This is a genomic window from Candidatus Contubernalis alkalaceticus, from assembly GCF_022558445.1.
Classification (GTDB): Bacteria; Bacillota; Dethiobacteria; order SKNC01; family SKNC01; genus Contubernalis; species Contubernalis alkaliaceticus.
Genome location: NZ_CP054699.1, coordinates 955,382 through 981,497 on the forward strand (window position 1 = coordinate 955,382; position 26,116 = coordinate 981,497).

General features: G+C 42.7%; 23 protein-coding genes and 1 riboswitch. Of the genes, 17 read left to right on the top strand and 6 right to left on the bottom strand.

Features of this window, described 5'->3' with window-relative positions:
* Positions 1-72: 72 nt before the first annotated feature.
* The 5 genes from HUE98_RS04595 to spoIIP all read left to right on the top strand — a co-directional run bounded on the left by HUE98_RS04595 (position 73) and on the right by spoIIP (position 5,063).
* Positions 73-756: a gamma-glutamyl-gamma-aminobutyrate hydrolase family protein gene (locus tag HUE98_RS04595; RefSeq protein ID WP_407080301.1), complete on the top strand. Its 684-nt coding sequence runs from the start codon at positions 73-75 to the stop codon at positions 754-756.
* Between the two features lie 367 nt (positions 757-1,123).
* Positions 1,124-2,701, top strand: coding sequence for a phosphoglycerate dehydrogenase (serA, locus tag HUE98_RS04600; RefSeq protein WP_241422691.1), 1,578 nt, complete (start codon positions 1,124-1,126; stop codon positions 2,699-2,701).
* Between the two features lie 36 nt (positions 2,702-2,737).
* Positions 2,738-2,944 (top strand): FmdB family zinc ribbon protein, encoded by a 207-nt coding sequence (locus tag HUE98_RS04605; protein ID WP_241422692.1) that lies wholly within the window; start codon positions 2,738-2,740, stop codon positions 2,942-2,944.
* Between the two features lie 153 nt (positions 2,945-3,097).
* Positions 3,098-3,727 (top strand): DUF1614 domain-containing protein, encoded by a 630-nt coding sequence (locus HUE98_RS04610; RefSeq protein WP_241422693.1) that lies wholly within the window; start codon positions 3,098-3,100, stop codon positions 3,725-3,727.
* Positions 3,720-5,063, top strand: a complete 1,344-nt coding sequence (spoIIP, locus tag HUE98_RS04615; RefSeq protein WP_241422694.1) for a stage II sporulation protein P — start codon at positions 3,720-3,722, stop codon at positions 5,061-5,063. The genes HUE98_RS04610 and spoIIP overlap by 8 nt, the downstream gene beginning before the upstream one ends.
* A gap of 90 nt (positions 5,064-5,153) precedes the next feature.
* Here the strand turns inward: spoIIP and pdaB are convergent, their stop codons facing one another.
* A complete protein-coding gene (gene pdaB, locus HUE98_RS04620) occupies positions 5,154-5,951 on the bottom strand; it encodes a polysaccharide deacetylase family sporulation protein PdaB (protein WP_241422695.1) in 798 nt (265 codons plus the stop codon).
* A 237-nt stretch (positions 5,952-6,188) separates the two neighbouring features.
* On the opposite strand from pdaB, the gene HUE98_RS04625 reads away from it, so the two are divergent.
* Complete coding sequence (locus HUE98_RS04625) at positions 6,189-7,484, top strand: phenylacetate--CoA ligase family protein (RefSeq protein ID WP_318036520.1); 1,296 nt, start codon at positions 6,189-6,191, stop codon at positions 7,482-7,484.
* 176 nt (positions 7,485-7,660) lie between these two features.
* Here HUE98_RS04625 and HUE98_RS04630 read toward each other — a convergent pair whose 3' ends face one another.
* Positions 7,661-8,911: an IS110 family RNA-guided transposase gene (locus HUE98_RS04630; RefSeq protein ID WP_241422696.1), complete on the bottom strand. Its 1,251-nt coding sequence runs from the start codon at positions 8,909-8,911 to the stop codon at positions 7,661-7,663.
* Positions 8,912-8,943: 32 nt separating this feature from the next.
* Here HUE98_RS04630 and HUE98_RS04635 point away from each other — a divergent pair, with 32 nt between their 5' ends.
* From HUE98_RS04635 to HUE98_RS04680, 10 genes are all read left to right on the top strand, one after another.
* Entirely contained in the window at positions 8,944-9,216 is a 273-nt protein-coding gene (locus HUE98_RS04635; protein WP_241420570.1) for a hypothetical protein, read from the top strand.
* Between the two features lie 325 nt (positions 9,217-9,541).
* Positions 9,542-10,651 (top strand): histidinol-phosphate transaminase, encoded by a 1,110-nt coding sequence (gene hisC, locus HUE98_RS04640; protein ID WP_241422697.1) that lies wholly within the window; start codon positions 9,542-9,544, stop codon positions 10,649-10,651.
* A 68-nt stretch (positions 10,652-10,719) separates the two neighbouring features.
* A riboswitch (TPP riboswitch) is annotated at positions 10,720-10,824 on the top strand.
* Between the two features lie 134 nt (positions 10,825-10,958).
* A complete protein-coding gene (gene thiC / locus HUE98_RS04645; RefSeq protein ID WP_241422698.1) occupies positions 10,959-12,239 on the top strand; it encodes a phosphomethylpyrimidine synthase ThiC in 1,281 nt (426 codons plus the stop codon).
* Between the two features lie 114 nt (positions 12,240-12,353).
* Positions 12,354-13,355, top strand: a complete 1,002-nt coding sequence (gene thiL, locus HUE98_RS04650; protein WP_241422699.1) for a thiamine-phosphate kinase — start codon at positions 12,354-12,356, stop codon at positions 13,353-13,355.
* 14 nt (positions 13,356-13,369) lie between these two features.
* The gene (gene tsaE / locus HUE98_RS04655) at positions 13,370-13,849 is read left to right on the top strand and encodes a tRNA (adenosine(37)-N6)-threonylcarbamoyltransferase complex ATPase subunit type 1 TsaE (RefSeq protein WP_407080275.1); all 480 of its coding nucleotides are present in this window, start codon (positions 13,370-13,372) and stop codon (positions 13,847-13,849) included.
* Entirely contained in the window at positions 13,843-14,589 is a 747-nt protein-coding gene (tsaB, locus tag HUE98_RS04660) for a tRNA (adenosine(37)-N6)-threonylcarbamoyltransferase complex dimerization subunit type 1 TsaB (RefSeq protein ID WP_241422700.1), read from the top strand. Before tsaE ends, tsaB begins: the two co-directional genes overlap by 7 nt.
* A complete protein-coding gene (gene rimI, locus HUE98_RS04665; protein WP_241422701.1) occupies positions 14,552-15,019 on the top strand; it encodes a ribosomal protein S18-alanine N-acetyltransferase in 468 nt (155 codons plus the stop codon). Before tsaB ends, rimI begins: the two co-directional genes overlap by 38 nt.
* 37 nt (positions 15,020-15,056) lie before the next feature.
* Positions 15,057-16,127: a tRNA (adenosine(37)-N6)-threonylcarbamoyltransferase complex transferase subunit TsaD gene (tsaD, locus tag HUE98_RS04670; RefSeq protein WP_241422702.1), complete on the top strand. Its 1,071-nt coding sequence runs from the start codon at positions 15,057-15,059 to the stop codon at positions 16,125-16,127.
* 383 nt (positions 16,128-16,510) lie between these two features.
* Positions 16,511-17,887: a UDP-N-acetylmuramate--L-alanine ligase gene (gene murC / locus HUE98_RS04675; protein WP_241422703.1), complete on the top strand. Its 1,377-nt coding sequence runs from the start codon at positions 16,511-16,513 to the stop codon at positions 17,885-17,887.
* Position 17,888: 1 nt separating this feature from the next.
* Entirely contained in the window at positions 17,889-19,217 is a 1,329-nt protein-coding gene (locus HUE98_RS04680) for a DUF512 domain-containing protein (RefSeq protein ID WP_241422704.1), read from the top strand.
* A gap of 23 nt (positions 19,218-19,240) precedes the next feature.
* Here the strand turns inward: HUE98_RS04680 and HUE98_RS04685 are convergent, their stop codons facing one another.
* Positions 19,241-19,696 carry an N-acetyltransferase gene (locus HUE98_RS04685; RefSeq protein ID WP_241422705.1) on the bottom strand — a complete coding sequence of 152 codons (456 nt, stop codon included), beginning with the start codon at positions 19,694-19,696 and terminating at the stop codon, positions 19,241-19,243.
* 286 nt (positions 19,697-19,982) lie between these two features.
* Here HUE98_RS04685 and HUE98_RS04690 point away from each other — a divergent pair, with 286 nt between their 5' ends.
* On the top strand, positions 19,983-20,945 hold the full coding sequence (locus HUE98_RS04690; RefSeq protein ID WP_241422706.1) for a type II CAAX endopeptidase family protein: 963 nt from the start codon (positions 19,983-19,985) through the stop codon (positions 20,943-20,945).
* 117 nt (positions 20,946-21,062) lie between these two features.
* On the opposite strand, the gene HUE98_RS04695 is transcribed toward HUE98_RS04690, so the two are convergent.
* Genes HUE98_RS04695 through HUE98_RS04705 form a run of 3 tightly spaced genes read right to left on the bottom strand, consistent with a single transcriptional unit; the run spans position 21,063 to position 26,079 of the window.
* Positions 21,063-22,589, bottom strand: coding sequence for a sensor histidine kinase (locus HUE98_RS04695; protein WP_241422707.1), 1,527 nt, complete (start codon positions 22,587-22,589; stop codon positions 21,063-21,065).
* A complete protein-coding gene (locus tag HUE98_RS04700; protein WP_241422708.1) occupies positions 22,586-25,405 on the bottom strand; it encodes a histidine kinase N-terminal 7TM domain-containing protein in 2,820 nt (939 codons plus the stop codon). The genes HUE98_RS04695 and HUE98_RS04700 overlap by 4 nt, the downstream gene beginning before the upstream one ends.
* Before the next feature lie 11 nt (positions 25,406-25,416).
* Entirely contained in the window at positions 25,417-26,079 is a 663-nt protein-coding gene (locus HUE98_RS04705; RefSeq protein ID WP_241422709.1) for a response regulator transcription factor, read from the bottom strand.
* Positions 26,080-26,116: the final 37 nt, after the last annotated feature.

Consider the following 26,116-nt stretch of genomic DNA (forward strand, 5'->3'; position numbering starts at 1 on the left):
TTAAATAAACTATTTATATGATAACCATTTTTCTGTTGGGAGGGGAAAGATATAAAGAAGCCTAAAATTGGTATTACCTCTGTTCACCAGGAAGAGGGTAGGGTCAACAGCCTTTCCTTATGGTATTCTCTGGTGGTGGAAGCGGCGGGGGGTATCCCTTTGGTTATACCTACCCTGGAAAATATAGAAAACATAAAGGAGATTCTTAGTTTTTTTGATGGAATTATTTTGTCCGGCGGTGGGGATCCGGATCCATTTATTTTTGGAGAGGAACCTGTCTTTGGCCAGGGGAAAATAGAACCTCCTCGGGATTATCTGGAATTAATCCTGGCGGAAGAAGCATTGAACTTGAATCTCCCAATTTTGGGTATATGCCGGGGGATGCAGATGATTAACCTGGCTGCCGGGGGTTCTATTTATCAGGACATTGGTTTGAGGAAGAAAAAGAATATAAAACATATGCAGGATGCACCCCGCTGGTATCCCACTCATAAGGTATATATTACCCCTCACAGTCGATTAGCTTCTATTTTTGACCAGGAAAGCCATCGAGTAAACAGTTTTCATCATCAGGGGATAAACAAACTAGGTAAGGGACTTATCTCCTGTGCCTATGCCTCCGATGGTCTGGTGGAGGCCTTGGAGGGAACCGGGGAAAATCTGGTAATGGGGGTGCAGTGGCACCCGGAAACCATGTGGGTTCGGGACTCCAAAATGCTGGATCTTTTTAAATATTTCATCAAAGAGACTGAATAATAACTTGCTTATAGGTTTTACTTGTGATATATTTATTTTAGCAAAAAAGAAAAAAATAGTTGTTAAATCAACATTATTCTTTCTTTTAGGCCTTAAACATTATGAGGTAGGTTTAATATGTAAAAATGTAGTATTCATTGTACAAAAAACAATAGCTGTTGTCGAGACGGTTGCTCCTCAACCTGCCATTATCCTGCAAATCATAAGCTGTTGTTAAGGCCTCATCACACTGCAGCATGGGGTAGGGCAGTACATAGTTATTTTTGTAACAAATGTTAAAAGGGTTTTGAGGAATCCTCTCATCTGTGATTAGGGAGGTTTTTTTAATTTTTAGAAGGAAAGAATTAATTTGGAGGGGGAAAGATAAATGAAGGTTTTAGTAAGTGATCCCATTTCTGACCTGGGGGTTATGAAATTAAGGGAGAAATTTCAGGTAGATGTAAAGACAGACCATACACCTGAGGAGCTAAAGGCAGCTATTGTTGATTATGATGGACTTATCGTAAGAAGTCAGACTCAGGTTACCGCAGAAATTATTAATGCAGGTAAGAATTTAAAAGTAATAGGGCGAGCAGGGGTTGGAGTTGATAATATTGATGTTGCGGCAGCAACACAAAAAGGTATTATGGTAGTAAATGCTCCCGAGGGCAATACCATTGCTACTGCTGAACACTCTGTGGCCATGATGTTGGCTCTGGCCAGGAACGTTCCAAAGGCAAACATTTCCCTTAAAAGCAATGAATGGAAAAAGAGCCAGTTTGTAGGGGTAGAACTCTTTAAGAAGACTCTGGGGATCTTTGGCCTGGGTAGGATTGGAAGCGAAGTGGTGAAAAGAGCTAAATCTTTTGAGATGGAAGTTTTGGGGTATGACCCCCATATTTCTGAAGAGAGGGCTAAAAAGATTGGAGTTACTCTTTGTGAGCCAGATGAAATTATTAAAAGGGCAGACTTTTTAACCCTGCACACTCCCAAGACCAGCAAAACTTATCACTTTATCGGTGAAAGGGAGCTGTCTATGATGAAGGAGGGCGCCCGGATTATTAACTGTGCCCGGGGTGGACTGATTGACGAGCAGGCTCTCTATGAAGCTGTAAAAAGTGGGAAAATTGCCGGGGCAGCTTTAGACGTATTTGAAGAGGAGCCGGCAGTAAATAATATACTTTTGGAATTGGACAACGTGATTGTAACTCCGCACTTGGGGGCTTCTACTAAGGAAGCTCAGATTGGTGTAGCGGTACTGGTGGCAGAGCAGATGGTTAACGCTTTATTGGGACAGCCTGTTTCTACTGCCGTCAATGTGGCCATTATTCCGCCGGAAACTCTGCATGATGTGAAACCATTTATTCCTCTGATGGAGATTATGGGAAGTTTCTATACTCAGGTGTATAATGGACAAATTGAAACCATTGAGGTTATTTACAGTGGTGAAATTGCCAATTATCCAGTACAGCCTCTTACTACTTCTCTTCTCATCGGCTTTTTGAAGGTTATGCTGGGGGATATGAATATTAACTATGTAAATGCTGCGGCCATTGCCGAACAGAGGGGCATGAAGGTTACTGAAATTATTAGCAAGACGGTGGATAATTTTACCAACTTGATAACTATTAGAGTCAAGACTAAAGAAGAGACCAAAACCATTGCCGGAACTCTGTTTAGCAAAAACGATATTCGTATTGTACACATTGACCGGTTCAATATAGAAGTAGTTCCCTCCAAATACATGATGGTCATCACCTATGTGGATAAGCCAGGGGTTATCGGCCGAGTGGGCACTACCCTGGGAAACAATGACGTCAATATTGCCGGCATGCAGGTGGGAAGGGCTTCCATTGGTGGAGAGGCTGTGATGGTGCTTCAGGTGGACTGTCCCATAACAGATGATGTGCTGAGCAAAATATCCAAGCTGGAAGCTGTTCTCTCTACACGATTTGTTCAGCTGTAAGACGCAACTTTAATTTATAATTCGGAGGGGATTAGAGTGCCGCTTTATGAATTTAAGTGTCAGGAATGCGAAAAAAAAATTGAAAAATTTTGTAAGCTGGGAGAGGACGGTTCCAGTTTCAAGTGTCCCTCCTGTAGTGGAAAGGTAAAAAAAATGCTTTCTACCTTTAGGAGGCCGTCAACCCCAGGCGGTTCCGGTGGATGTGGTTCCTGCACTACGTCAAACTGCGGTTCCTGCGGTTAAGCTTGCAAGGTTTAATGAAGAGGTTTTCTCTCACATATGAAACACCCCTTAAAGTATTTTTGGGGTGTTTTTTTGTGTGTCATGGGCAGAGTATAATCATACCTTTCCCGGGGACAATAAAAAAAAGGAAAGACGAAAAGGAAGGGTTAAGACATGTACATATTTTCTCCCGGAATTATTGTGCTGACGCTGGTTACTGCCTTGGTTTACTTGGGTTTTCTGCACCGGGTTTTAGATAGAATGAAATTGACTAAAGAAACGGCACTGGTTATTCTTCTGCTTATGCTGGCCGGTCTCTTTATTCCTCCTATTCCCTTGGGAAACAATGTGTTTATTAATGTGGGAGGAGCACTGGTTCCTCTGGGGGTTTGCCTGTATCTTTTAGTTACCGCGGATACTGCTCAGGAAAAGGGTCGGGCTATAGCCACGGCACTCCTGGTTACAGTGATTGTTTATTTAAGTGACAAAATCCTTTCCATTCGACCTGGGGGGGGGCTTGATCTGGATCCCATATATTTTCCAGCTATAGCCGCCGGGGTTATTGCTTATCTCTGGGGGAGATCTAGAAGGGCTGCATTTATTGGTGGAGTCTTGGGAGTAATTTTATTGGATCTGGTCAGTCTTTTGGAAATACAGCTGAGAGGTTTACCCTTTACCGACCTGGAGGTCGGAGCAGGGGGAGCTTTTGGGACGGTGGTAATCGCCGGAATGCTGGCGGTGCTGTTGGCAGAAGTGGTGGGTGAAACAAGAGAAAGACTTCAAGGGGGGCCAAAACATGGCTAGTAAAAGTCACTGGACAAAAAAGTTTATAAAACTATTATTATATATCCCGCCGGCCTTTGCTATTCTTTTAGTTTTAAGTATTGGGATACTGAGTGCACAAGAGCTGGAATTGATTGTTTTAAAACCTGTGCAGGACATTACTTTTGATGAGTTGACCCCAGAGGAAATCGCCCAGGGAAAATATTTCGAGCTGTTGGATGAACAAGGAAGACAGCTTACCGTTACGGGACGCAGGTGGTCTGTGAATGATGAATTTATAGCCCAGGATAATAGACATTACAAGGTTTTTAAAGTGGAGGGTTATAAGGCCTACGGACGGTACCAGGGAAAAGTACAGTTGACTCCCCCGGCTAACCTGTCCCGAACTTTATCGGAGAATTTTGAAGAGGCAGCCGGGGGGATTAATCCCTACGGGACAGAATTTGTTCAGGAGGATGAAGGGGGGGAGCTTAAGAAGGCCATTGCCATTTATCACACCCATAATGCGGAATCCTATGTGCCCACTGATGGTACCGATAGCATTGATGGTGAAGGGGGGATTCATGAGGTAGGGAGGGCTTTTCAGCAGGCTTTAGAGGAAAAAGGGATTAAAGCCCTTTTTTCCGAAGACCTCCACACCCCCCATGACCGGGGAGCCTACCGCCGTTCCAGGGATACGGTATTGGAACTATTAGAGCAGGAACCTGATGCAATTTTCGATGTGCACCGGGATGCGGCCCCTCCTGAAGCGTATGCTACCAAGCTGGATAGTGTGCCTGCAACACAAATATTGTTCGTGGTGGGAAGACAGAATGCACACATGCAGGTAAACAAGGAATTTGCCATGGATTTAAAATCTATTTCTGATCAAATTCACCCGGGTCTTGTTAAGGGAATTATGCTGGCCCAGGGTAATTATAATCAGGATCTAACTCCTCTTTCACTGCTTTTAGAAGTTGGGGCTCATACCAATACCCGGGAGTCTGCTGAAAATGGAATCGCTTATTTTGCCGATTCTGTTGGTCATTATTTTTATGGGACAGAGGGTGAGGTAGAGGGAGAGGAAACCCCTCCAGGCGGCACGGCTGCTCAGATTCCTCCGGAAGGGGGACGGGAAATTTGGAGAGGTATAATCAGGATTGTTTCTCTGGCGGTTATTGCCGGCCTTTTGTTTTTCCTAATGAACGTGGGGACCTGGGATAACTTTAAAGAAAAATATGGCCCCCGGTTTGAATTGCATAGGAAGGAATTCTCCTGGGCTTATGAAAGAAGAAGGGATATTTTAGACCATACTATAGAAAATTTTAGGAATGAAGTGAAAAGTATTGCGGAAAAAATAAGGCGAAAAGTAAGATAAAGTAGGCTGTATTGAAAATTATTTTTACTTATAGTAAAAAAGAACGTTAAGGCTTGCCTTAACGTTCTTTTTATCATGTGTTTCCTGTGCCTATTCTTTCTTTTTTTGTGCCCCGCTGTGGGGGTCTACGTAATAGTTATTAGAATAAAGCAATTCAGAAATAGGTACAATGGTAAAACCTTCATCAGTTAATTTTTCGATGATTTCCGGAAGGGCTTCGGCGGTGTACTCCCCGTTGTTGTGAAAAAGAATGATGGCACCATTGTGAGCCATACTGGTCACCCGGTTGACGATTGATTCTTTGCCCCCCTCTTTCCAGTCCAGTGAGTCTACGCTCCATTGTATGGTTTTGTATCCGCATTCATCCAGGGTTTTAATAACTTTATTGCTGTATTCTCCAAAGGGCGGCCTAAACAGGTTGGCTTCCTGTCCGCAGATGTCTTTGATTAGCCGGTGGGTTTTTTCTATTTCTGATTTAATCTCTGCTTCAGAGAGGGTATTGAGATGGGGATGGGTGTATGTGTGGTTGCCGATTTCGTGCCCTTCTTCAGAAATTTGTTTTACCATGTCCGGATATTTTTCTAACCAAAAACCTGTTAAGAAAAATGTGGTTTTTAAATCATTTTCCCTTAGAACTTCAAGGATCTTTGGAGTGTATTCAGCTCCCCAACAGGCATCGAAACTGATGGCCACCTTTTTCTCAGGTGTTTCTACATAATAGATGGGCACCAGCCGGTCCTGACCGGTAACTACAGTGATAATGTTTTGAGGAAAGTCCAGGAAGATGGAAAGACTTAAAGAAAGAAGGACAATGGCTGCCAGTACAGCCTTTTTCCTGGTTTTACTAGTCAGGTTAGTTTTCATGAAGACAAATTTAATTTCATTCACCCCCTTTGTTCAGTTTTTTCATAAAAACTTTTCTTAATTTATATTGAATTAAATTTTTAAATATACAGGTAACGTTCAAGGGTAATTATGGAAAAATTATATAGAATAAAGAAGCAAAATCAGTTTTTTATCTGTTTATGCTTAATTGTGCAGGAATTTTGGCCTTAATGTCGAACTGTCATAAGGTTATAGACAGGTATAGATATAATTAGGATTTACTTTAGGGAGGCCGGTAAAGTGATTTGGAATGATAAATATGAATGTATGGACAGAGAAGAACTGGAGAAAGTTCAGTTGGAACGATTAAAGCAGACGGTAGAAAGGGTTTATAATAAAGTACCCTATTACCATAATTTAATGGATGAAAGAGGGGTTAAGCCGGGGGACATAAAGACATTAAATGACCTGAAGCTGCTTCCCTTTATCGCCAAAAAAGATTTGAGGGATAATTATCCCTTTGGGCTTTTTACTGTGCCCATGTCGGAGGTGGTACGAATTCATTCTTCCTCGGGCACTACCGGGAAGCCTACGGTGGTAGGTTATACCCGAAATGACATTGATACCTGGTCGGAGCTTTTGGCCCGGACCCTGACCTGTGCCAACACTACCAAAGAGGATGTGGTGCAGATTGCCTATGGCTACGGTTTATTTACAGGGGGGCTGGGAGTACACTATGGGGCAGAACGGGTTGGGGCTTCGGTTATTCCCATTTCTGGTGGAAACACACAGCGGCAGGTAATGCTGATGCAGGACTTTGGCACTACAGTACTGGCTTGTACCCCCTCCTATGCCTTGTTTATGGGAGAAGTCATTCAGGAGATGGGGGTTAAGAAGGATATCAAACTTAAATCCGGGGTGTTTGGAGCAGAGCCCTGGTCTCAGAGTATGCGCAGAGAAATTGAGAATAATCTGGGGATATTGGCCATTGATATTTATGGTCTCAGTGAGGTGATTGGCCCAGGAGTTTCCAGCGAATGTCCTATGCAGGAGGGACTGCATATTTTTGAAGATCACTTTATACCGGAGATAATTGATCCGGTAACGGGAGACCCTCTGCCGGCGGGTTCCAGGGGGGAGTTGGTTTTTACCAGTATTACTAAGGAAGCTTTTCCGGTAATCCGCTATCGTACCCGGGATATTACTTCCCTTAACTACGAAAAGTGTGAGTGTGGTCGTACCATGGTTCGGATGAATAAGGTAACCGGACGCACCGATGACATGATTATTATTCGGGGAGTTAATGTATTCCCCACGCAGATTGAAAGTGTTCTTTTAGACATTGGGGAAACAGAACCTCATTACCAGCTGATTGTGGACCGCAAAGGCAGTATGGATTCACTGGAGGTTTGGGTGGAGGTTTCGGAAAAGCTGTTCTCTGATAAGGTAAAGGGACTGGAGGACTTAGAGAGAACCATTGCACATAAGATAGATAGTATATTAGGAATTTCCGGCAAAATTAAGCTGGTGGAACCCAAGACTATTCCCAGAAGTGAAGGGAAAGCTCAGCGGGTAATTGATAGAAGGAAGTTATAAAGCGATTTAGAGCAGCGGTGTGATGTCAAGTAGTTAACTGGAAATTATTTAAGAAATTCACTGTTGTTAAGGGGGTGCTTGCTCAAAAAAGGCATCACTTAACTAAGCCACCCAAATTAACAGTACTAAAATTACATTAACGGTAAATTATGGGTGGATGGAATCGCAGCTAATCTTTATAATATTTCTTGTTGGTTTCCTCCTCTCGGTTGGTAGAGTTGGTTCGTCTTTAGCAGATGAAAGACCAACCGTACCAGTTTACGTGCTGTAAGAGCAAGGGCCCGTTTATGGGCGAACTGTTTCGGCTCTGCCTTTTTCTTGGCATAATACTCTGCAAAAACAGGGTCGTGCACCCGAACACTGTTAGCCGCCTCCATTAAGTAATATCGCAAATAGCGGTTACCAGAGTGAATTAGCCGTGTTTGGCTGGCCGTAAAGTTTCCCGATTGATTCTCAGTCCAGGCAATGCCAGCATGCTTAGCCAACTGCTTATGGCTGGCAAACTGGTGGATGTCACCAATTTCAGCCAAGATACCAGAAGAAAAGATAGGACCGATCCCCGGGACAGAATCTAGAGTTTGAGGAATCGTTTTTAAATGGTCTTCGATAGCCTTTTTTATAGACTTAATCTGTTCCTGAATTGTCCGAATGACCCGAATACTGGAGGCCATAGCCAGGTTAACAGAATCAGCCATAGCCTTAGATAATCGGTAAGAAGAACGAGCTGCTTTCTGTAATTCCTTAGCCACAGATTGAGGATCATCAAATCGATTTTTACCATGCTGGATTAAAAATTCCACCAGCTGGTCCACAGAGATTTCTGCTAAAGTTTCTGAGGATTCAAACTCCTCCATGACGGCCAAAGAAGTTGCCGACAGCTTGTTTTCAAAAACAAGCGTGTAATCGCTGCATTTTAAATACAGGTTGGTCATAAGGAAATTACTTTCTCTTACCAGTGCCTTCATGAGATGGTACCTGGTCCGGGTCAGCCGCTGCAGTGCCATCATCGGTTCACTCCAGGTGAAGGGATGAGGTAAGTGGCCGGACCGAACCTTGGCGGCAATATACCAGGCATCCACCCGGTCATTTTTAGGGGGGGAAAGGAAATGAGACTTTTTATACTCCTTAATTAGGCTCGGGTTAAACATATAGACTTTAACATTAGAGCACCCAAAATCTAAATGCCGATGTAAGTATATGGCGGCGTGAGTCGAGTAGCAGCCGGTATGTTCCAGTCCAAAACGAATTTCATCAAAACTATGCTTATCTACCAGCTGATTAATCCGTTTCTGCAGCTCCATGATACCGGGTCGGTTATTTAGAACAGTAAAGCGGCATAAAGCTCGTTTCTCTTCTTCATCGGTTAAACAGCATACTACATTTTCCTTGCTGCTTACATCAATACCGACAAACAAAGGGATAGTCATCGTTGTTTTCACCTCCTTAGAAAAAGGATGTGATGTCTACAGTCCTGGGATGTCCCTGGGAAACCCATGAACGACAGCCTTGCGAGCTATTGGAATACACCGGTTCCCCTCGGTGCACTGGTCTCCCTCTGCTGGCAGGAGAGAGGGGCAACCGGGAAACAGTCAGCGTGTTGGTCTATAACATGGGGCCAGGGGAACACTCTAAAAAAGGAAGACACCCGATAACGGGGCAACGGGAGGAGATTGAACATTCCCTTGGTAGACACCTATGGCTATATTTTCCCAAAGACATCCCAGGACTGTAAACCCTATTTTCAAATTATTTTGATATGATAAGCGGAAACGTATTGTTTGATAGGCTTGTGAATATGCCGCAGTTGTGGATTCTGATGGATAACTCTTCGAGTTACCCACAGACCCCACGAACTGCTTGGACAACACTTCGCGTTGACCACATATTCACAACCCCTACTACTAATTTTTTTAATCCTTTTTAAAAAGATCATAAGTACTTTAGATAACAATAAATTTGATTCTGTATAAAGTTTTCAAAGAACAAATGAGCACCATACGAACTGGAAATTTACGTCCAAATCGTCTGCTGCTCATAGTATACAAGGGGGTTATATAATGATAGAAGACATAGCCCGGAAGATTATCTTTGATATTAAGCCATATGTGCCCGGGAAACCTATCGAAGAAGTAGAGCGGGAACTGGGGATCAAAGATGTGATCAAGATGGCTTCCAATGAGAATCCCTTTGGGCCTTCTCCCAGGGCATTGGAAGCTATGAGGGAAGCTCTGCATAAGATTAGTATGTATCCCGACGGCAACTGCTTTTATTTAAAGGATATGCTGGCAGAAATGCTCTTCGTAGAACCTGACAACCTGGTGGTGGGCAATGGATCCGATGAGATATTAAAATTATTGGCAGAAGCCTTTTTAGACCCCGGTGACGAAATAGTGATTGCCCAGCCTTCATTTTCGGAGTATGAATTTGTTGGAAAGATCATGGGAGCCAATTGTGTTTTCGTGCCTCTAAAGGATTTTACCCATGATCTGGAGTCCATGGGCAGAGCAGTGACGGAAAAAACCAAAATTGTTTTTATATGTAATCCTAACAATCCTACAGGAACTATAGTTACCAAAGCTGAAACGGATGATTTTTTAAAGCAGCTGGATCCCAGGGTTCTAGTGGTTTTTGATGAAGCTTATTATGAGTATGTGGAGGATGAAGATTACCCTCAGTCGCTGGATTATGTGGGGGAAGGTCAAAACGTAATAGTACTCAGAACTTTTTCTAAAATTTACGGATTGGCAGGGCAGAGGATAGGTTATGGTATTGCTAAGCCGGATATAATATCTGCACTGCATCGGGTTAGAGAACCTTTTAATGTAAATTTGTTGGCTCAGGTGGCTGCTCTGGCTGCGGTGGAGGATCAGGAGCATCTGGAAAAAAGCATTCAGGGGAACAGGGAGGGTAAGGACTTTTTATTTAGTTGGTTTGAGAAAAAAGGGATTAATTACGTTCCTACCCAGGCTAATTTTATATTTCTTCAGGTGGGGGTTGATTCTCAGGAAGTGTTTCAGGAGATGATGAAGTTGGGTGTAATTGTCAGAACCGGGGATATTTTTGGCCACCCGGATTTTATCCGTATTACGGTGGGTACCATGCAGGAGAACCGCCGGTTTACTGAATGTTTGGAAAAAGTATTAAGAAACCAGAAAGCAAAATTATAAATTGTCAAGGTTGTCAGAAGAACTGTCCCCTTGACAAATTGATATATTTAGAAAAAAATAAATATAAGATTTAAACCTGGGGGTGCTCCTATAGGGGCTGAGAGGGATATTATTTCCCAACCCTTTGAACCTGTTAGGGTAATACCGGCGAAGGGAAGGTAACTTGAAGTCACAAAGGCCGCGGGTTTTCCCGAGGTTTTTCTTTTGGGTTTTATTATTTGCCATGGAAACAGACAGGACATATCTGACGAAGAAAGAAAAAAAGTTTAACATTACTAAAATTTAAGAAAAAAGAGGGAGTGGGATAATGACTCAATTAGTTAGTGCGAAACAAGGTAGAATTACCCATGAGATGGAAAAGGTTGCATCAAAGGAACAGGTAGATATTCAAGCCTTAATGGAGAGTGTGGCCTGCGGCCAGGTGGTAATTCCGGCCAACCCCAGGCATGTGAATCTTGAACCCGAAGGGTTTGGGAAAGGCTTGAAGACTAAGGTCAATGCTAACATTGGCATTTCTATGGAATTTAAAGAAAGGGAGCCTGAACTGGAAAAACTGAAAGCCGCGGTGGAAGCAGGAGCCCATGCGGTGATGGACCTTTCCACCGGACCTTATATAAATGAAATCAGAAGAGAAATTATTAAGTCTTCTCCAGTTCCGGTGGGGACCGTTCCTGTATATCAGGTAGCTGTAAGTGCCCGTCAGGAGTATGGAAGCGTTACGGCTGTGCCGGAGGAAAATTTCTTAAAAGTGATTGAAGAGCAGGCCAAAGAGGGAGTGGATTTTATGACGGTGCACTGCGGAATAACCTTGGAATCATTAGAGAGGTTAAAGGAACAGGACAGAGTCCTGCCTCTGGTGAGCCGGGGAGGTGCCATTATGGCTGCGTGGATGATTCGCCACGGAAAAGAAAACCCTTATTTCCGCTATTATGATCAATTGTTGGAACTGGCCCTTGAGTATGATGTTACTCTCAGCCTGGGGGATGGGTTTCGCCCTGGATGTGTGTCGGATGCCACGGACAGACCTCAGATACAGGAACTATTGATTCTAGGAGAGCTGGTGGATAGAGCCCGGGAAAAGGGAGTCCAGGTAATGGTAGAAGGCCCTGGACATGTCCCCCTGGACCAGATTGCTGCCAATGTACAGCTGCAGAAAAGAATTTGCAGGGAGGCGCCTTTTTATGTATTGGGGCCCCTGGTTACGGACATTGCCCCCGGGTATGACCATATTGTGTCTGCCATCGGTGGTACTGTGGCGGCGGCAGCGGGAGCTGATTTTCTTTGTTATGTTACTCCCGCAGAGCACCTGGGTCTGCCCGATGCCCAGGATGTAAGGGAGGGAGTGATGGCCTCTCGGATTGCTGCTCATGCTGCTGATTTGGTGAAAGGGGTCAAGGGGGCGGCGGAAAAAGATCTCAGTATGGCTAAGGCCAGGAGGGATTTGGACTGGGAAACTCAGTTCTCTCTAGCTATTGACCCGGTTAAGGCAAAAGCTGTATGGGAGAGAAAAAACCCTGAGAAAAAGGAGACCTGCTCCATGTGTGGTGAATACTGTGCACTTCGGGTAGTGGAGGATCACCTAAAATAGTTAATAACAGTATCTTTTTAAAATTGTGTTAACAGGCTGTGATATAATAACTTTAGTGTTTTTTTACATATGGTCAAAAGATACATTAAAAGGACGGGGAAGGTTAATAATACTATGTTAATATCTGAAATTGGCGAGGTGCAATTGATAAAAGGGCTGACCCGAGATATTTTCCCTGACCCGGAGGTGGTGGTCACAGGAATCGGGGATGACGCAGCTGCAGTTAAAACTGCTGAAGATAAATTGCAGCTGTTCACCAAGGATGTCCTGGTGGAGGGGATACATTTTTTGAGGGAGACTATTTCTCCTTGGCAGCTGGGAAGAAAATCTCTGGCAGTAAATATATCGGATATAGCTGCCATGGGGGGGGCGCCCCGCCACCTGTTAATAGCAGTGGCATTGCCTTCAAATACGGAAGTGGAATGGATAGAAGAATTCTACCGGGGGATGAAGGATTTGTGCCGCATCTGCTCTATCAATCTGATCGGAGGAGATACGGTAAGGTCCCCTCAGGGGATTACCATAAGCATTACTCTGATAGGGGAAGTGGAGCGGGAGCGGATGTTGGTAAGGTCTGGAGCCAGGGAAGGGGATTTAGTGGCTGTGACCGGTTTTTTAGGGGCTTCTGCCGCTGGGTTGGAACTGCTGCTACAGGGGCTTCCCTCCCAGAATGAATGGGAGAAGGAAGTTTTGAAGGCACACCAGGAGCCTCCCTTACGCATTAAGGAATCTAGGATACTTTCAGCCTCAGGAGTTGTTACCTCCATGATTGACCTGAGCGATGGACTGTACAAAGATTTAGGAGAAATCTGCAGTGCCAGTGGTGTAGGCGCCAGGATATTTGCCAGCAGCCTTCCTATCAGTGATGCCACTGGAAGGGTCTGCCGCCATCTAACCCTGGATCCGGTCAGTTTGGCGGTTTCTGGAGGGGAAGATTACGAACTGCTTTTTACCTTTTCTGAAGAAAATCTTGCCCGGATGAAAGATTTATCCGGGGAACTGGAAGGCAAAATAATCGTAATTGGAAAGATTGTCTCCAAAGAAGAGGGCTTAAAGATTGTAGATTTTCAGGGAGAGGAAACAAAGCTGACCCGAAAGGGTTTTGATCATTTTTAAAATGTTTGGAGGAGTTGTTAAAAGTGTATGAACTTACTGCTGCCAGCACCCAGGAAACCCGGGAAGTGGGGAAAAAATTGGGAATGCTTTTGGCAACAGGGGATATTGTCGCTCTTTTTGGTGATCTGGGGACGGGAAAAACTGTTTTTACCCAGGGTCTGGCTCAGGGTTTGGGAGTGCATAATTATGTCACCAGTCCTACCTTTGTTTTAATTAATGAATATCCGGGTAGATTACCCCTGTATCATTTTGATGTTTACCGCCTGGAGGATCCTGAAGAAATCCTGGAACTGGGTTATGAAGAATATTTTTATGGAGAAGGGGTTTCAGTGATTGAGTGGGCGGAGAAAATAGTAGATTATTTGCCCCATGAGTACCTGGGGATTACCCTGGAGAAGACAGAGCCACTGGAGTTAGAGGGTAGACGCCTGGCTTTTCAGCCCCGGGGAAAAAGATATGTTAAGATGGTTGAGGAGCTGATTCAAGGGTGCTAATACTGGGAATTGATACTTCTACCATGGTGTGCAGCGTGGCCTTAGCCCGGGAAAACCAGATTGTGGGAGAGTATACCTTACAGAATAAAAAAACACATTCTCAAAGGCTTATGCCCTTAATCTCTGCGGTGATTGAGAACTGTGATTTTACTCCAGGTGATTTAGGGGGAATCTCGGTAACCTGTGGACCAGGGTCTTTTACCGGCATAAGAATTGGGGTAGCTGCGGCCAGAGCTTTATCCCAGGCTTTGGGAATTCCCCTGGTGGGGATTCCCACTCTGGATGTGTTAGCCTTTCAGTTCAACTATGGGGAAGGGTTAATCTGTCCTCTGCTGGATGCCCGGCGGGGAGAGGTATATTCTGCTGTTTATCGGAGTTCAGGGGAACAAATTGAGAGAATTACTAATTATATGGCTGTTCCCCTGCGGGAGCTGCTGGAGTTCTTAATAGCAGCACCGGAGGAAAAAATAATCTTTTTAGGTGATGCCATGGATAAGTACAGGGATCTCTTACAGGAAACATTGAAAGCACGGGCCTGTTTTGCTCCTCCCTTTCTGAGGGTGAACAGGGGTGCTCTGGTGGCCTACCTGGGCTTAAATAGGATTTGTTCTGAGAAACACCGAGACAATTACCTGCATTTAAAACCAATGTATCTTCGTCGTTCTGAAGCAGAAGTAAAATGGGAGGAGCGGCAAAAAGGAGATGATGGTGCTGCTGCAGCAGAAAGAACTGAACCTTAAACCTATGGGCCTTGGAGATTTGTTTGAAGTAGTAGCCATTGAACGTCAGTCTTATATAAAGCCCTGGTCATTTTTTCTTTTTTTAAACGAGTTGAAAGATAATGAATATGCAGATTATTTGGTATTAAAGAATGAAAATAAGGTGTTAGGGTACGGGGGAATGTGGAATTTTTATCAGTACTGTCACATTACTAACCTTGCGGTGGCTCCTGTTTTTCGGCAGAAGGGGTACGGCTGCATGCTTCTTGGAGCCCTGTTGAACAGGGCTGGCGTCAGGGGGGCAAGGAGGGTGTCTCTAGAGGTCAGAGCCACCAATGGCTCTGCCCTGCGTCTTTACGAAAAAATGGGCTTTAGAGAGGCGGGCATCAAAAAAGGTTATTATGGTGATGAGGATGCAGTCTTTATGAATATAGCTCTTGAAGACAAGTAATGTTTTAATATTTTTTAAGGAGAAATGTAAAAGGAAGATGAGTGGTGCCAACATGATTGAAAAGAAAAAAAGTCTGCAAAAAGAAGTCATTATTATGGGGATTGAAACCTCCTGTGACGATACTGCCGTGGCTGTAGTATTAGGGGAAGGAAGAATATTAAGTAATCTTGTATCTTCTCAGGCGGATTTTCACCAGAGGTTCGGTGGAGTGGTGCCGGAGATTGCTTCCCGTCATCACCTGGAGGCTGTAAACCTTTTGGTAGATGAAGCTCTTCGGGAGGCAGGGATGAAGCTGAATGAACTCAGTGCAATAGCGGTGACATACGGGCCTGGTCTGGTGGGGGCGCTGCTGATGGGAGTGACTTGTGCTAAAGCCTTGTCTTATGCGGCTGGGCTGCCTCTGATTGCCGTTAACCACATAGAGGGTCATCTTTATGCTAATTTTTTGCTACACCGGGACCTTGAGCTGCCTCTGGTAGCCCTGATTGTATCCGGGGGCCATACTAACCTGGTGTATATAGAGGAACATGGGTGCTTTGAAGTTCTGGGCAGAACCCGGGATGATGCAGCCGGGGAAGTCTTTGATAAAGTGGCCCGGGCACTGGGCCTGGGTTATCCTGGGGGCCCGATAATTGACCGGTTGTCTGCAGAAGGTAACCCGGAGGCAATAACTTTTCCCAGGGCCTTTCTGGAGGGAAACAGCCTTGATTTTAGTTTCAGCGGCGTAAAGTCGGCAGTTTTAAATTATATAAATCGCATGAGTCAGAAAAATGAGGAAATAGATGTAAGGGATTTAGCCGCCAGTTTTCAGCAGGCGGTGGTGGAAGTCTTGGTTGAAAAGGCTATTCAGGCTGCCGAAAGGAAGAATGTGAAGACTATTGCCCTTTCCGGGGGCGTGGCGGCCAATCTTTCACTGCGGTCCAGTCTATCCCGCAGGGCTTCGGAGGAAGGGTATCGTGTTTATTATCCTCCCCTGGAGTTCTGTACGGACAACGGGGCCATGATTGCCTGTGCCGGGATTTATCAGTATTTAAAAAAGGATTTTGCGTCAATGGATTTAAATGCCGTCCCCGGCCTGCAGTTGTCTGCCGGATGCGACGAGACATAAAAGAATCTTACCATTACCTGATTATTTGAGCAAACTATTGCATATTTTTGTTTAATAATTATGTTACCTTTCTGTGGATAATGTGGATATGGAGAAGAAACCCCAAGGCACCGCATAAAAAATCTGTGGATAACCCTGTGAATTGTGTGGATTACTTAGTTTGTTTGTTATATATTAGTTCAATATAGTTATTAAACATAACAAATGATGAATAATTCTTTTTTACATAAAGCTATCTCAAAAGGAATTGTAAAATATATGTTAATTGATAACTCTGGAATGAGAAAAAATAATATTTCATAAAAATAATAGGAGTTATTATCACAGTTAATTAGCTTTTTATCTGGAAGAATCTATTATTAGTGTGGAAAGGAATGAATTTTGTGGAAAATTATAAAAAAGTTCATTTTGTAGGGATTGGCGGTTATGGAATGAGCGCCCTGGCTAAAATATTTGTGCAGCTGGGTTATGAAGTGAGCGGTTCTGATTTGAATGAATCTAACATAACCAAAAAATTAAAGAGCATGGGAGCTCAAATTTATTTTGAGCATAACTTTCAAAACGTTTTAGGTGCAGACCTGGTGGTCTATTCTACGGCCATTCCCTCAACTAACCCGGAAATCCTGGCGGCCAGGGAGAAAAATATTCCTCTTTGGCATCGCTCAGAACTGCTGGCCTATCTTATAAACAGCCGTCATGGAATTGCTATTGCCGGAACTCATGGGAAGACAACTACTACTGCTATGGTTTCCCTGGTTTTGGAAAAGGGTGGACTGGATCCTACAGCGGTAATTGGGGGAGAGTTGAGTGATTTTGATGGCAATGCCCGGCTGGGGAAAAGCCAGTATCTGGTGGCAGAGGCCTGTGAAAGTGACCATTCTTTTTTACGATATAAACCATCTTTAGCGGTTATAACTAATGTTGAAGCGGATCACCTGGAACACTACGGGGGAAGTTTTGAGAGGATTATTGAAACCTATGAAATGTTTTTAAAAAATCTTAAGAAAGGCGGTAAGACCATTATTTGTGGGGACGATCCTTATCTGGAAAGATTACAGAAAAGCTGTGCTGACCAGTGCATTACTTATGGGTTAAATAATAACTCCCACTATAGGGTCACAGACATTGCCTACAATCGGGAAGGTTCTACCTTTACGGTTCATTTCGGAGATGAAAAATTGGGAGAAATGCAGTTGAGTGTCCCGGGAGAACATAATATATACAACGCTTTGGCAGCTGTAGCGGTAGCCCGCGAACTGGGAATGAATTTTACGGATATTAAAGAAATAATTAAAACCTTTAAAGGTGCCAAACGAAGATATCAAATCGTGGGAGAAGTAAAAGACATTACTGTGGTGGATGATTATGCTCACCATCCAACAGAAATTAAGGTCACTTTAAAAGCAGCTAAATTGACCGGGGACAGAAGGGTTGTGGCTGTATTTCAGCCCCACCGTTATTCCAGGACGTATTATCTCTTTGATGATTTTGTTACCAGTTTTAAAGATGCAGATATAATCATTATTACACCTATTTACTCTGCCGGGGAAGATCCCATGGAGGGGATCAGCAGTGAGATTCTAGCACAAAAGATTATGGAGCAGGAAAACAGGGAAGTGCTGGTTTTAGAGCCAAGGGATGCAGAAGAATACCTTTTGCATAATTCCTGTGCGGGAGACATTATTATAACCATGGGAGCAGGAGATATATGGAAGACTGCTTACAGTTTGGCTGATAAAATTGAGAAGGTGAGGATGTAAGGTGCAGAGTGCTTCTCCAGCTCAAATTTTTAATTCTATGCGCAGCGGGAATATACTGCCTGTTACCTCTCACTGCAATCTTTCCTGTGTATTCTGCAGCCATAAACAAAATCCTCCCGGAGTTAAGGCTTATGTGCTGCCTGAAAGGGATCCCTTGGAAATTATAGATTCTTTTCAATACTTGTCAGCGAATAAAAAGATTATAATTGGGGAATCTGCTACGGGTATGGTAGAAGGCGAGCCTTTATGTTATTTGGGAATCAAAAAGGTTTTAGGGAATTTACGACAGCAGTTTCCTGAAACGATGATACAAATTACTACCAACGGAATTTTACTTAACCGGGATCTTTTAGTTTTCTTTAAAGAGTTGGAACCCCTGGAATTGATTATTTCTTTGAATACCTTGGAAAAAAGAAAAGAAGTTCTGGGGGATCTTTCCGGCAGCGATATGGAAGGTATCTTACGGCAGGTTAAAGAAGTAGGGTTGAATTTTCACGGCAGCGTAGTAGCCCTGCCCCATATTCTAGGCTGGGAAAGTTTAAGAAAGGCCTTGTGGTGCCTGGAGGATAGGGGAGCCGATACCATTAGAGTATTTCTTCCTGGATTTACCCGGTTAGCCCCGTCTTCTCTGGTATTTGAGCCCTCCCTATGGGAAAAACTCCATGAGTTCTTGTGTGAAGCCAGGGAGGTGCTTAAGGTTCCCATAATATTAGAACCTCCGTTTCTTACAGATTTAGAGGCCCGGGTTGAAGGAGTAATTAAAAACAGCCCTGCCTGGGAATCAGGGTTACAGCCGGCAGATGTCATAGAAAAAATAGATGGTGAAAATGTAATCTGTCGGGAGGACGCCTTTAACCGGGTTAAATTCCTTTCTTCGCCGGTTCTAAGTATTAATAGAGATGGACAAACCTTCTCGGTGATAGTAAGGAAAAAGGAAGAAGAATCTCCCGGTTTTATTATGTACAGTGATATAGACCCTGACCAGGTTAAGAATCTGGTACGACGGTTGGAGGGAATGAGGGGCCGAGAGGCACTAATATTGACCTCGGTTTTAGGGTACCCGTTGATAAAAACGGTACTGGAGAAAAACTTTCCACAGGAAAATAAAATAGATGTAAAAAAGGTCCCCAATGAGTTTTTTGGGGGCAGTATTATGAGCGCTGGGCTGCTGGTAGTGGAGGACTTTATAAAAGCAATTAATAATTTGAAAACAAAACCTGAGGTGATTATTCTGCCACAAAAACCTTTTAATCGTTATGGAAAGGACCTGCTGGGAATGCAATTACTGAGTATATCGGAAAAAACAGGTTTTCCGGTAATTACAATTTAAACAGATAAGCTAAATTACCGGAATTAAACCAGGTCTTTTATCAGTGCAACTTCTTCGCAGTTGGGAAAAAGAGGGCAATTGATACATTCTGTCCATACTTTTTGAGGCAGCTTTTCTTTTTCAATGGGTGTAAAACCACATTTTTTAAAAAAATCAGGCTGGTAGGTTAGGGTAAATAATTTTTCTATGGCCAATTCCCTGCAAACCAGAGTTAACTTTTCCACCAGTTTTTGGCCTAATCCTTGTCCAACATAGTTGGGGTGTATGGCCAGGGAGCATATTTCCGCCAGGTCTTTCCAAAGGACATGCAGTGCTCCAACACCGATAATAATATCGTCTTTTTCAATTACCATGTACTCTCTAATTCTTTGGTATATGAAGGGGATGGTCCGGGGCAGCATGAGATTTTGATCAGCGTAGTCGTTAATCAATGAGGCTATGCTCTCCACGTCGGACATTTTTGCATTTCGAAAAATCATTTTGTATGTTCCTCCTTAAAACTATAAAACTTTTTCTTATACTAAAACAATGTTTTGGGGTAAGGTTTAATAGATTTATAATATTTCGATTTCTATCCTGGTTATCCCTTCAAGCATTGCAATAAAATGACCTTTAATTACTTCAGAAAGTTACAGCATTTTTATTATTATAATTTAAATATTTTTCTTTTAATTTAGAAAAGAAGTCTAAACATTAAAGGATTATCGGAAGTAAAGATATAAATTATTAATACCAGTTAACTATAGTATGAAATGGGGTAATGATGTGTCTTGGGAAAATCAAAATAGTAATTCTGAAAATTTTGCTGCTGGAGAGGGGCCGGCCCCAACTACTGCTTCCGGAATCCGCCTGATTTTGGCGGTGATGATTTTATTTGTAACCCTGGGGTCTATTGCTCAGATGATTCACGTTGAGATGGGGATGATGGTAATTCAGTGGGTTATAATCCTCCCTGCAGCGCTTATGTACTGGCGGCGGTATAAAGTTAAGCCCTCAGTTTTTGGGCGGTTACAATTATTTAATGCAGGGTTTATTCCTTTGATTTTCTTTCTAGCTTTATGTACCTGGATCATAAATATTGTAATTGCAGCCGGCCTGGTTACTTTTTTAATGGAATTTGGGTTTGAGCCTATTGAAACAATAGCTATTCCAACTACAGTGAGGGAACTTATAATATATTATGTGGTTATTGTTTTTTCTGCGGGTGTTTGTGAAGAAGTATTGTTTCGGGGAGCTTTGATGCCCTCTATAGAAAGGCAGGGATATGTGCCTGCACTGGTGTTCAGTGCTTTTCTTTTTGCATTAATGCATATGTCCTTTCTAAGTTTGATCGGCACATTCTTTTTAGGAATTACCATTGGTTTGGTGGTAATAAAAACCGGTTCATTGTTGGCAGGGGTATTTTACCATATGCTTAATAATTTTTTTGCAGTAACTTACTTATATATTTATGGAATTTCCAACGTTGAGGCCACAGCTGAACCTTCTAACTTACTGGGATTGCTGGTTTTTGCCCTTCCGGCTGCAGCGGGCATGGTGATTTGTCTTTTAAAAATACAGAAAAAGTCCATCGTCTCACCCCTATTAAATAACAAAGAGGGGTGGTTTCCAAGGGGATGGTTTTCCTGGCCTATGGTATGTATTATTCTAATTTTCCTATTGGCTGCGGCCTTGGAAATGCTCATGGGTTTTGGATTTTTATCAGATTATGTTTACTATTCATCGTAATCTTCTTCGTTTTCCATTTCCTTCTTAAATGCTGCTTATTTCATCCCGCTGGGCACTGGTTAAATAATTAGCTGCCTCATCAAAATCTGTTTTAGGATAGGCAATTGTTGTTAATAATTACTCTGCGGGGGCTTCAGCTTTTACAACGAAACCTTCATCAGGCAGGTTCTCCACCTGGAGGAAGCCATTTAAGTTTTCTATCCTTCGGCGCATACCTGTTATCCCCAAACCGTGCTTTAGTTGACCAGAGTCACTGCCTTTGCCGTTATCAGAAATGGTCAGCTGTACTTTGCTCTTTTCGAACTTGAGGGATACTCTTATGGTTTTAACATTTCCATGACATAATGAGTTGGTCATGGCTTCCCGGCAGATTTCCGCAAAAGCATGATCCACGGGCAGGGGAAGGGGGGTATTGGAAATAGAAGTTTCTATCTGTATGCCTATGTTGGTAAAAAGTGAAGAAAGAACTTCTATGGTATCCCTTAGGGTAAGAGGGTCCTTGGGGAGCCGTTCTTCCCAATTTTTACCAAGAAGGGGTTCAACTGATTTTATGAAGAACATCGCTTTTTCAGGATTGTTATCTATTTCAGAAAGGGCAGCTTCTGCTCCCATTAGTATCACTGAAAGCTGATTACCCAGGTGGTCGTGAGCAGATTGTGTAATGCTCTTGCGTTCGTTGACCACAGCTATTTGGGCTATTTGGAGAATTAGTTTTTTGATTTTTTGGTTAGCTGAGTCGATTTCTGTATTGACCTTTTCCATTTGTTGAGCCAGTTCAACGTAGGGGGTTACATCTTGAAAAACTACGGTAAAGGTTTCTTTTTTTCTTTTTACAATACGATGGGAGGACATTTTTAATACGGCTTTGCTCTCCTGATTTAATACAATTTCGACAGGCAGATCATCAGGTACTGCTAATTCATTTCCCTCCCCAGAGGCAGATAGGTGGTCCAATAAATATTTTTGCCACCTTGTCCAATCATGACAATCATCAGGCACACCAATTTTTTTACTCAGTTTTAAAAACGATTTGTTTTGTTCTTCGATCCATTTTTTATCGTCCACCAAAACAGCAGCTTCTTCTAAATTATCAAATATCTCCCGTAGGGCCAGGGGAGTGAAATTGCTGGTTGTATATCTCAACAGTTTGCTAAAATATGAGGCGGATTCAACGAAGGCCAGAAGGCAGGCAGCAAAAAAAGATAGGGTAAAAGCTGATAAACCGGAGTTATCGCCTATGAAAACGGTAATTAAAAAGGCAGAACAGGTTGAGCAGGTGAAAGCGTTGATCTGGTAAGGGGTTGATAATATTTTTTTATCATTTTTTCTTTTTTTTGGGTCAACCTTAATAATCCAAAAAAGGGCGAAAGCAGGCAGAAGAGCCAAATATTTTATTTGGCCCGGGACTGGGAGAAATGTTCCTTCCCAGACCATGTTATGGACAAAGGCATTTTCTATTAGCTTTCCGCTGACAGCTAGAAATAAGGATATTCGCAGGGCCAGGGCAGAATAGAAAGCGTCATCTTTCACTAAAGAAATTTGGGCTAAAAAAGCTGTGGAGGACATGGATAGGATGCCGGAAGAAAGTGCAAGAAAAGCCATGGTCACCCGAAGCGCAGGTGGGAGAAGGTAATAATTGATCAATTCTTGCACCTCCTTGGGGAATGACGGCTGTCTTCTTTTTGTTCAGGGCACCCGGGGAATATCAGGTGAAGAGCGGTAATTTCTTCTTTGGACCCTGCCCTTTGATTATCATGAAATCGCATGACTCCGGAGGCGCTTTGAATTTCTTTGAGGATCAGCAGTAGTATAGGGGAGGGAAGGGTGATGCCCGAAGGCATTAATATGGTAAGGGTAAGTTCTTCAGCTGATGATGTGTAACGGATTAACCAATGGTTATTTTGTTCCTTTAATAAGTTTTTTGGGACTAGAAATTCTTCACAATAATCTTGGAGAGAGAAAAAAATGATATATAGAATCTGATACATTGCTTTGATTTCATTAATCTGTGCCTGTGCCTTTCCAAAAGTAAATAATTCAGCTTTTATGCCGCAGGTTTGAAGCTGATTAACTATGGCTTTTAAAAAAGAGGCCGCTGATTCGTGGTTCATAGAAATACGCTGCATACTGTATAGATAAAGTCTTAGAAGCTGGTGGCAGTAAAAGGACTTGAATTTGATTTTTTGTAATGATGACCTTTTCGCCTGCAGGCCTGTACCAGTTGAAAGTGTATTGATTTCGGATTTTATTTCGTTTAGAGTTTTCGACATTAATGTATCCAGGCCGGAGGTAAAGGCTTTCCGTTCTTTTGCTGCTGTTGTTGTTTCCGTCAGGGACAGCTCTCCTTCAAGGATATTTTTTATTCGCTCTAATTGTTGTTTTCGATCCCATAGGCTCATCAGCATTTGTCGGTATTTGCTGACATCGGACAAAACAAAAGCGTAGTTGGCACCAACCTTAAATACCATAGTTCTTAAAAACATTTTTTTCCCTTGAAGGGGGTTCTTTTCTGGTTCAGGTATAAATTCTTTAATTTTTTCCCAGGGAAGTTCTTCGCCCCTTTGGAAATTTATCAAATATTCAAGGCCCTCCCTGGTAAAACTGCCGGGACTTCCAAAACATCGAACAAAGGATCGGCTTGACCAGTTGATTAACCCATTGATGTTTACCACCGCAGCCATAACTCCTGAATCCCGGAGGAAGGGTTCCAGTCCTGTTTCCGGTTCAAGGAATCGATTATTTACTGCCCCAGTTATAAAAGTCAGAGATACCAGTCCGATTAGTTGTGGCGTATCAAACCATATATTGGGATGAGGGATTCCTAGTTTCTTCAGAGGAAAGATATATAATAAATTAATTAAAAATGCAGTAACCGTCCCGAGTACTACGTACAGCACTTGTCTCCTGGCATGGGGAGATTTACCCATGGAAAGGAGGAAAAAAATCATGCCTGTAGTTACTAGAATGGTGATATAAGTGATGACAACATAAAAAGGTAAACCATATGTATAGTTATTGTACCAGAAGTATTTGCTGTGGTCGAAGGCAAAGACCTGCTCATGTAAGGAGTTTGAACCCACCAGGATAAACAGGCATAATCCCAGGGATACAGTCATTATTATAGATTTTGTTGAGGGGAATCGTTCTTTGTAATAGGTATAACCGACAGCCCAGAAGGCGGGGCCCAGCATAATGATTCCCAGGTATTCAGCATACCAAAAAGAAACAATTATAGTATCTGTAAATAAGAAATATTTTAAAAAGCGAAGGAAGAGCCACCAGATAAGGCAGAGCTGTAGAAACATAAATGACTTCAGGGCAGGACTCTTTTTAGCTCGCAAAAACAGGAGAGTGTTGGCTAAAATCATGCACAGTATACACAGGGCAGCAAAAAGACTCTTTTGGTAAACTGTAACTGTCCCCGGTCTTTTTTCCACGATTCTGCGCCAGTTCCCTTTAAAAGAGGCACTGGTATTTTCCCAGGTTTCAAAATTATTAACAGAAGCTGCTTTTTGGTATATTTCAGCTGGGAGCAAATTGCCCAGCACATTATCCTCAACTAATTCAGGATGAATAGGGAAAAAGCCATTAAGGGCTAGAATCGTCTGCCCCTGAGAGTTGAAAAGGTATTCCTTAAGTTTTAATATATCTTTTAGGTTTTCCTGATCCCGGTTTCCATTAAATAATAAAATAGAGCTGCCGGATACCAGGGTTCCATCCATGGGTACCACAATTTCAAATATTTCTCCCCCAGGAGCATTCTTTATGTTAAGGGCGTGATAGTCCCACATTATGCTAACGGGATGAGCATTCCAATTCTCCACATTGCTTACATTGGATACAGATAACAGATCATTTTTCTTAAGACCCCTGAAAAAGTTAAAAGCTGGGGTTAGATTGCCCTCATCTCCTCCCAAAGCTATGGCGCAGGCCAAAACGGCTGCTTTACCGGCAGGAAGGTCTGTGTTGGGTATGATTACCGGAAGCCTGCTGTCACCAAGTTCTTTCCAGGTGAAGGGGATTTTTTCGATGAAATTTCGGTTGATCAAAAATACAATGCAGCTTTGGTAAACCACAGAATCTCTCTCATCATATTCCCAGGCAGAGGAAGGCAAAAAATCATTTGTTGATGCTTTATCAGTCAGGTTAAGTTTATCTGCTGAGGCAGCCTGTTCTATGGATACCATGGCCGCATCATATGAGGGGAAAAGTTTCTGCCGCTGTAGAGTTTGTAAAAAATCCCGGGAGCTTAGAGAATTTACGGATAAGCCCAGGCCAATTTCCAGGGCAGTCTGTTGAAGTGCTTCTTCTATGTTTCCTATAAAGGGATCTAAAATAAAAATTTCCAGTTGTGAGTAGGTTTCTTCGTTTTTTGCAAGAGATATAGGCACCATGCAGAATATCAATAAAACCATTCCTATGATAAACAAAACTACGCCTTTTCCCCCTAATTTAACCACTTTGTTCCCACCTATCTGATGATTCTGTTTCTCAAAGCATAAGCAATCAACTGCACTCTGTCAGAAAAACCCAGGCGTATCATCATCCTGGAAATATAATTATAAACAGTCCCGGTGGATAAGTAGAGATTTTTGGCTATGCCAGCAGTGGTGGTGCCTACGGCAATTAGTCTTAATATTTCTAATTCAGTCTTATTAAAGGGAACGTCATGTTCTTCTGATAATATATCTTCGGATTTATCACTTGGTGGTTCTACCTGGGCGTATTTTTCTGATATGGCTCGGAAGGAATTTCGATCAAAAACTTTAAGGCCCTGACAGGTATCGGTAATTGCACGGTATAGTTCATTTATATTTGAATTTTTTACAATATACCCGTCAATTCCAGCCTTGATTGCCTGGGATACGTTTTCGCCATCATCAAAGTTGGTAAGTATTAAAACTTTGATGTCTGGAAAGCGTTTTTTAATTATTTTTGTAGCCTCTACGCCATCACATATATCCATTTTAATATCCATAATGATTATATCAGGCTGGAAAGACTCACAAAGTTCTACGGCTTCAAGTCCATGGGAAGCTGTTCCCAGCACGTTAAAATCACCGTTTATTCCCAGGGAATGAGCAAGCATTTCACAAAACATGGGTTGGTCATCGGCAATTATTATGTTTATCATTTATGAATCTCCTTCCTAAAAGGGTTTCATGAAGGTT

Excerpts from the sequence above, each read along its gene's own strand:
- serA (WP_241422691.1), top strand. The coding sequence starts at position 1,124 with ATGAAGGTTTTAGTAAGTGATCCCATTTCTGACCTGGGGGTTATGAAA.
- HUE98_RS04610 (WP_241422693.1), top strand. The coding sequence starts at position 3,098 with ATGTACATATTTTCTCCCGGAATTATTGTGCTGACGCTGGTTACTGCC.
- spoIIP (WP_241422694.1), top strand. The coding sequence starts at position 3,720 with ATGGCTAGTAAAAGTCACTGGACAAAAAAGTTTATAAAACTATTATTA.
- HUE98_RS04630 (WP_241422696.1), bottom strand. The coding sequence starts at position 8,911 with ATGACTATCCCTTTGTTTGTCGGTATTGATGTAAGCAGCAAGGAAAAT.
- HUE98_RS04635 (WP_241420570.1), top strand. The coding sequence starts at position 8,944 with ATGTCTACAGTCCTGGGATGTCCCTGGGAAACCCATGAACGACAGCCT.
- hisC (WP_241422697.1), top strand. The coding sequence starts at position 9,542 with ATGATAGAAGACATAGCCCGGAAGATTATCTTTGATATTAAGCCATAT.
- thiC (WP_241422698.1), top strand. The coding sequence starts at position 10,959 with ATGACTCAATTAGTTAGTGCGAAACAAGGTAGAATTACCCATGAGATG.
- thiL (WP_241422699.1), top strand. The coding sequence starts at position 12,354 with ATGTTAATATCTGAAATTGGCGAGGTGCAATTGATAAAAGGGCTGACC.
- rimI (WP_241422701.1), top strand. The coding sequence starts at position 14,552 with ATGATGGTGCTGCTGCAGCAGAAAGAACTGAACCTTAAACCTATGGGC.
- tsaD (WP_241422702.1), top strand. The coding sequence starts at position 15,057 with ATGAGTGGTGCCAACATGATTGAAAAGAAAAAAAGTCTGCAAAAAGAA.
- HUE98_RS04685 (WP_241422705.1), bottom strand. The coding sequence starts at position 19,696 with ATGATTTTTCGAAATGCAAAAATGTCCGACGTGGAGAGCATAGCCTCA.
- HUE98_RS04705 (WP_241422709.1), bottom strand. The coding sequence starts at position 26,079 with ATGATAAACATAATAATTGCCGATGACCAACCCATGTTTTGTGAAATG.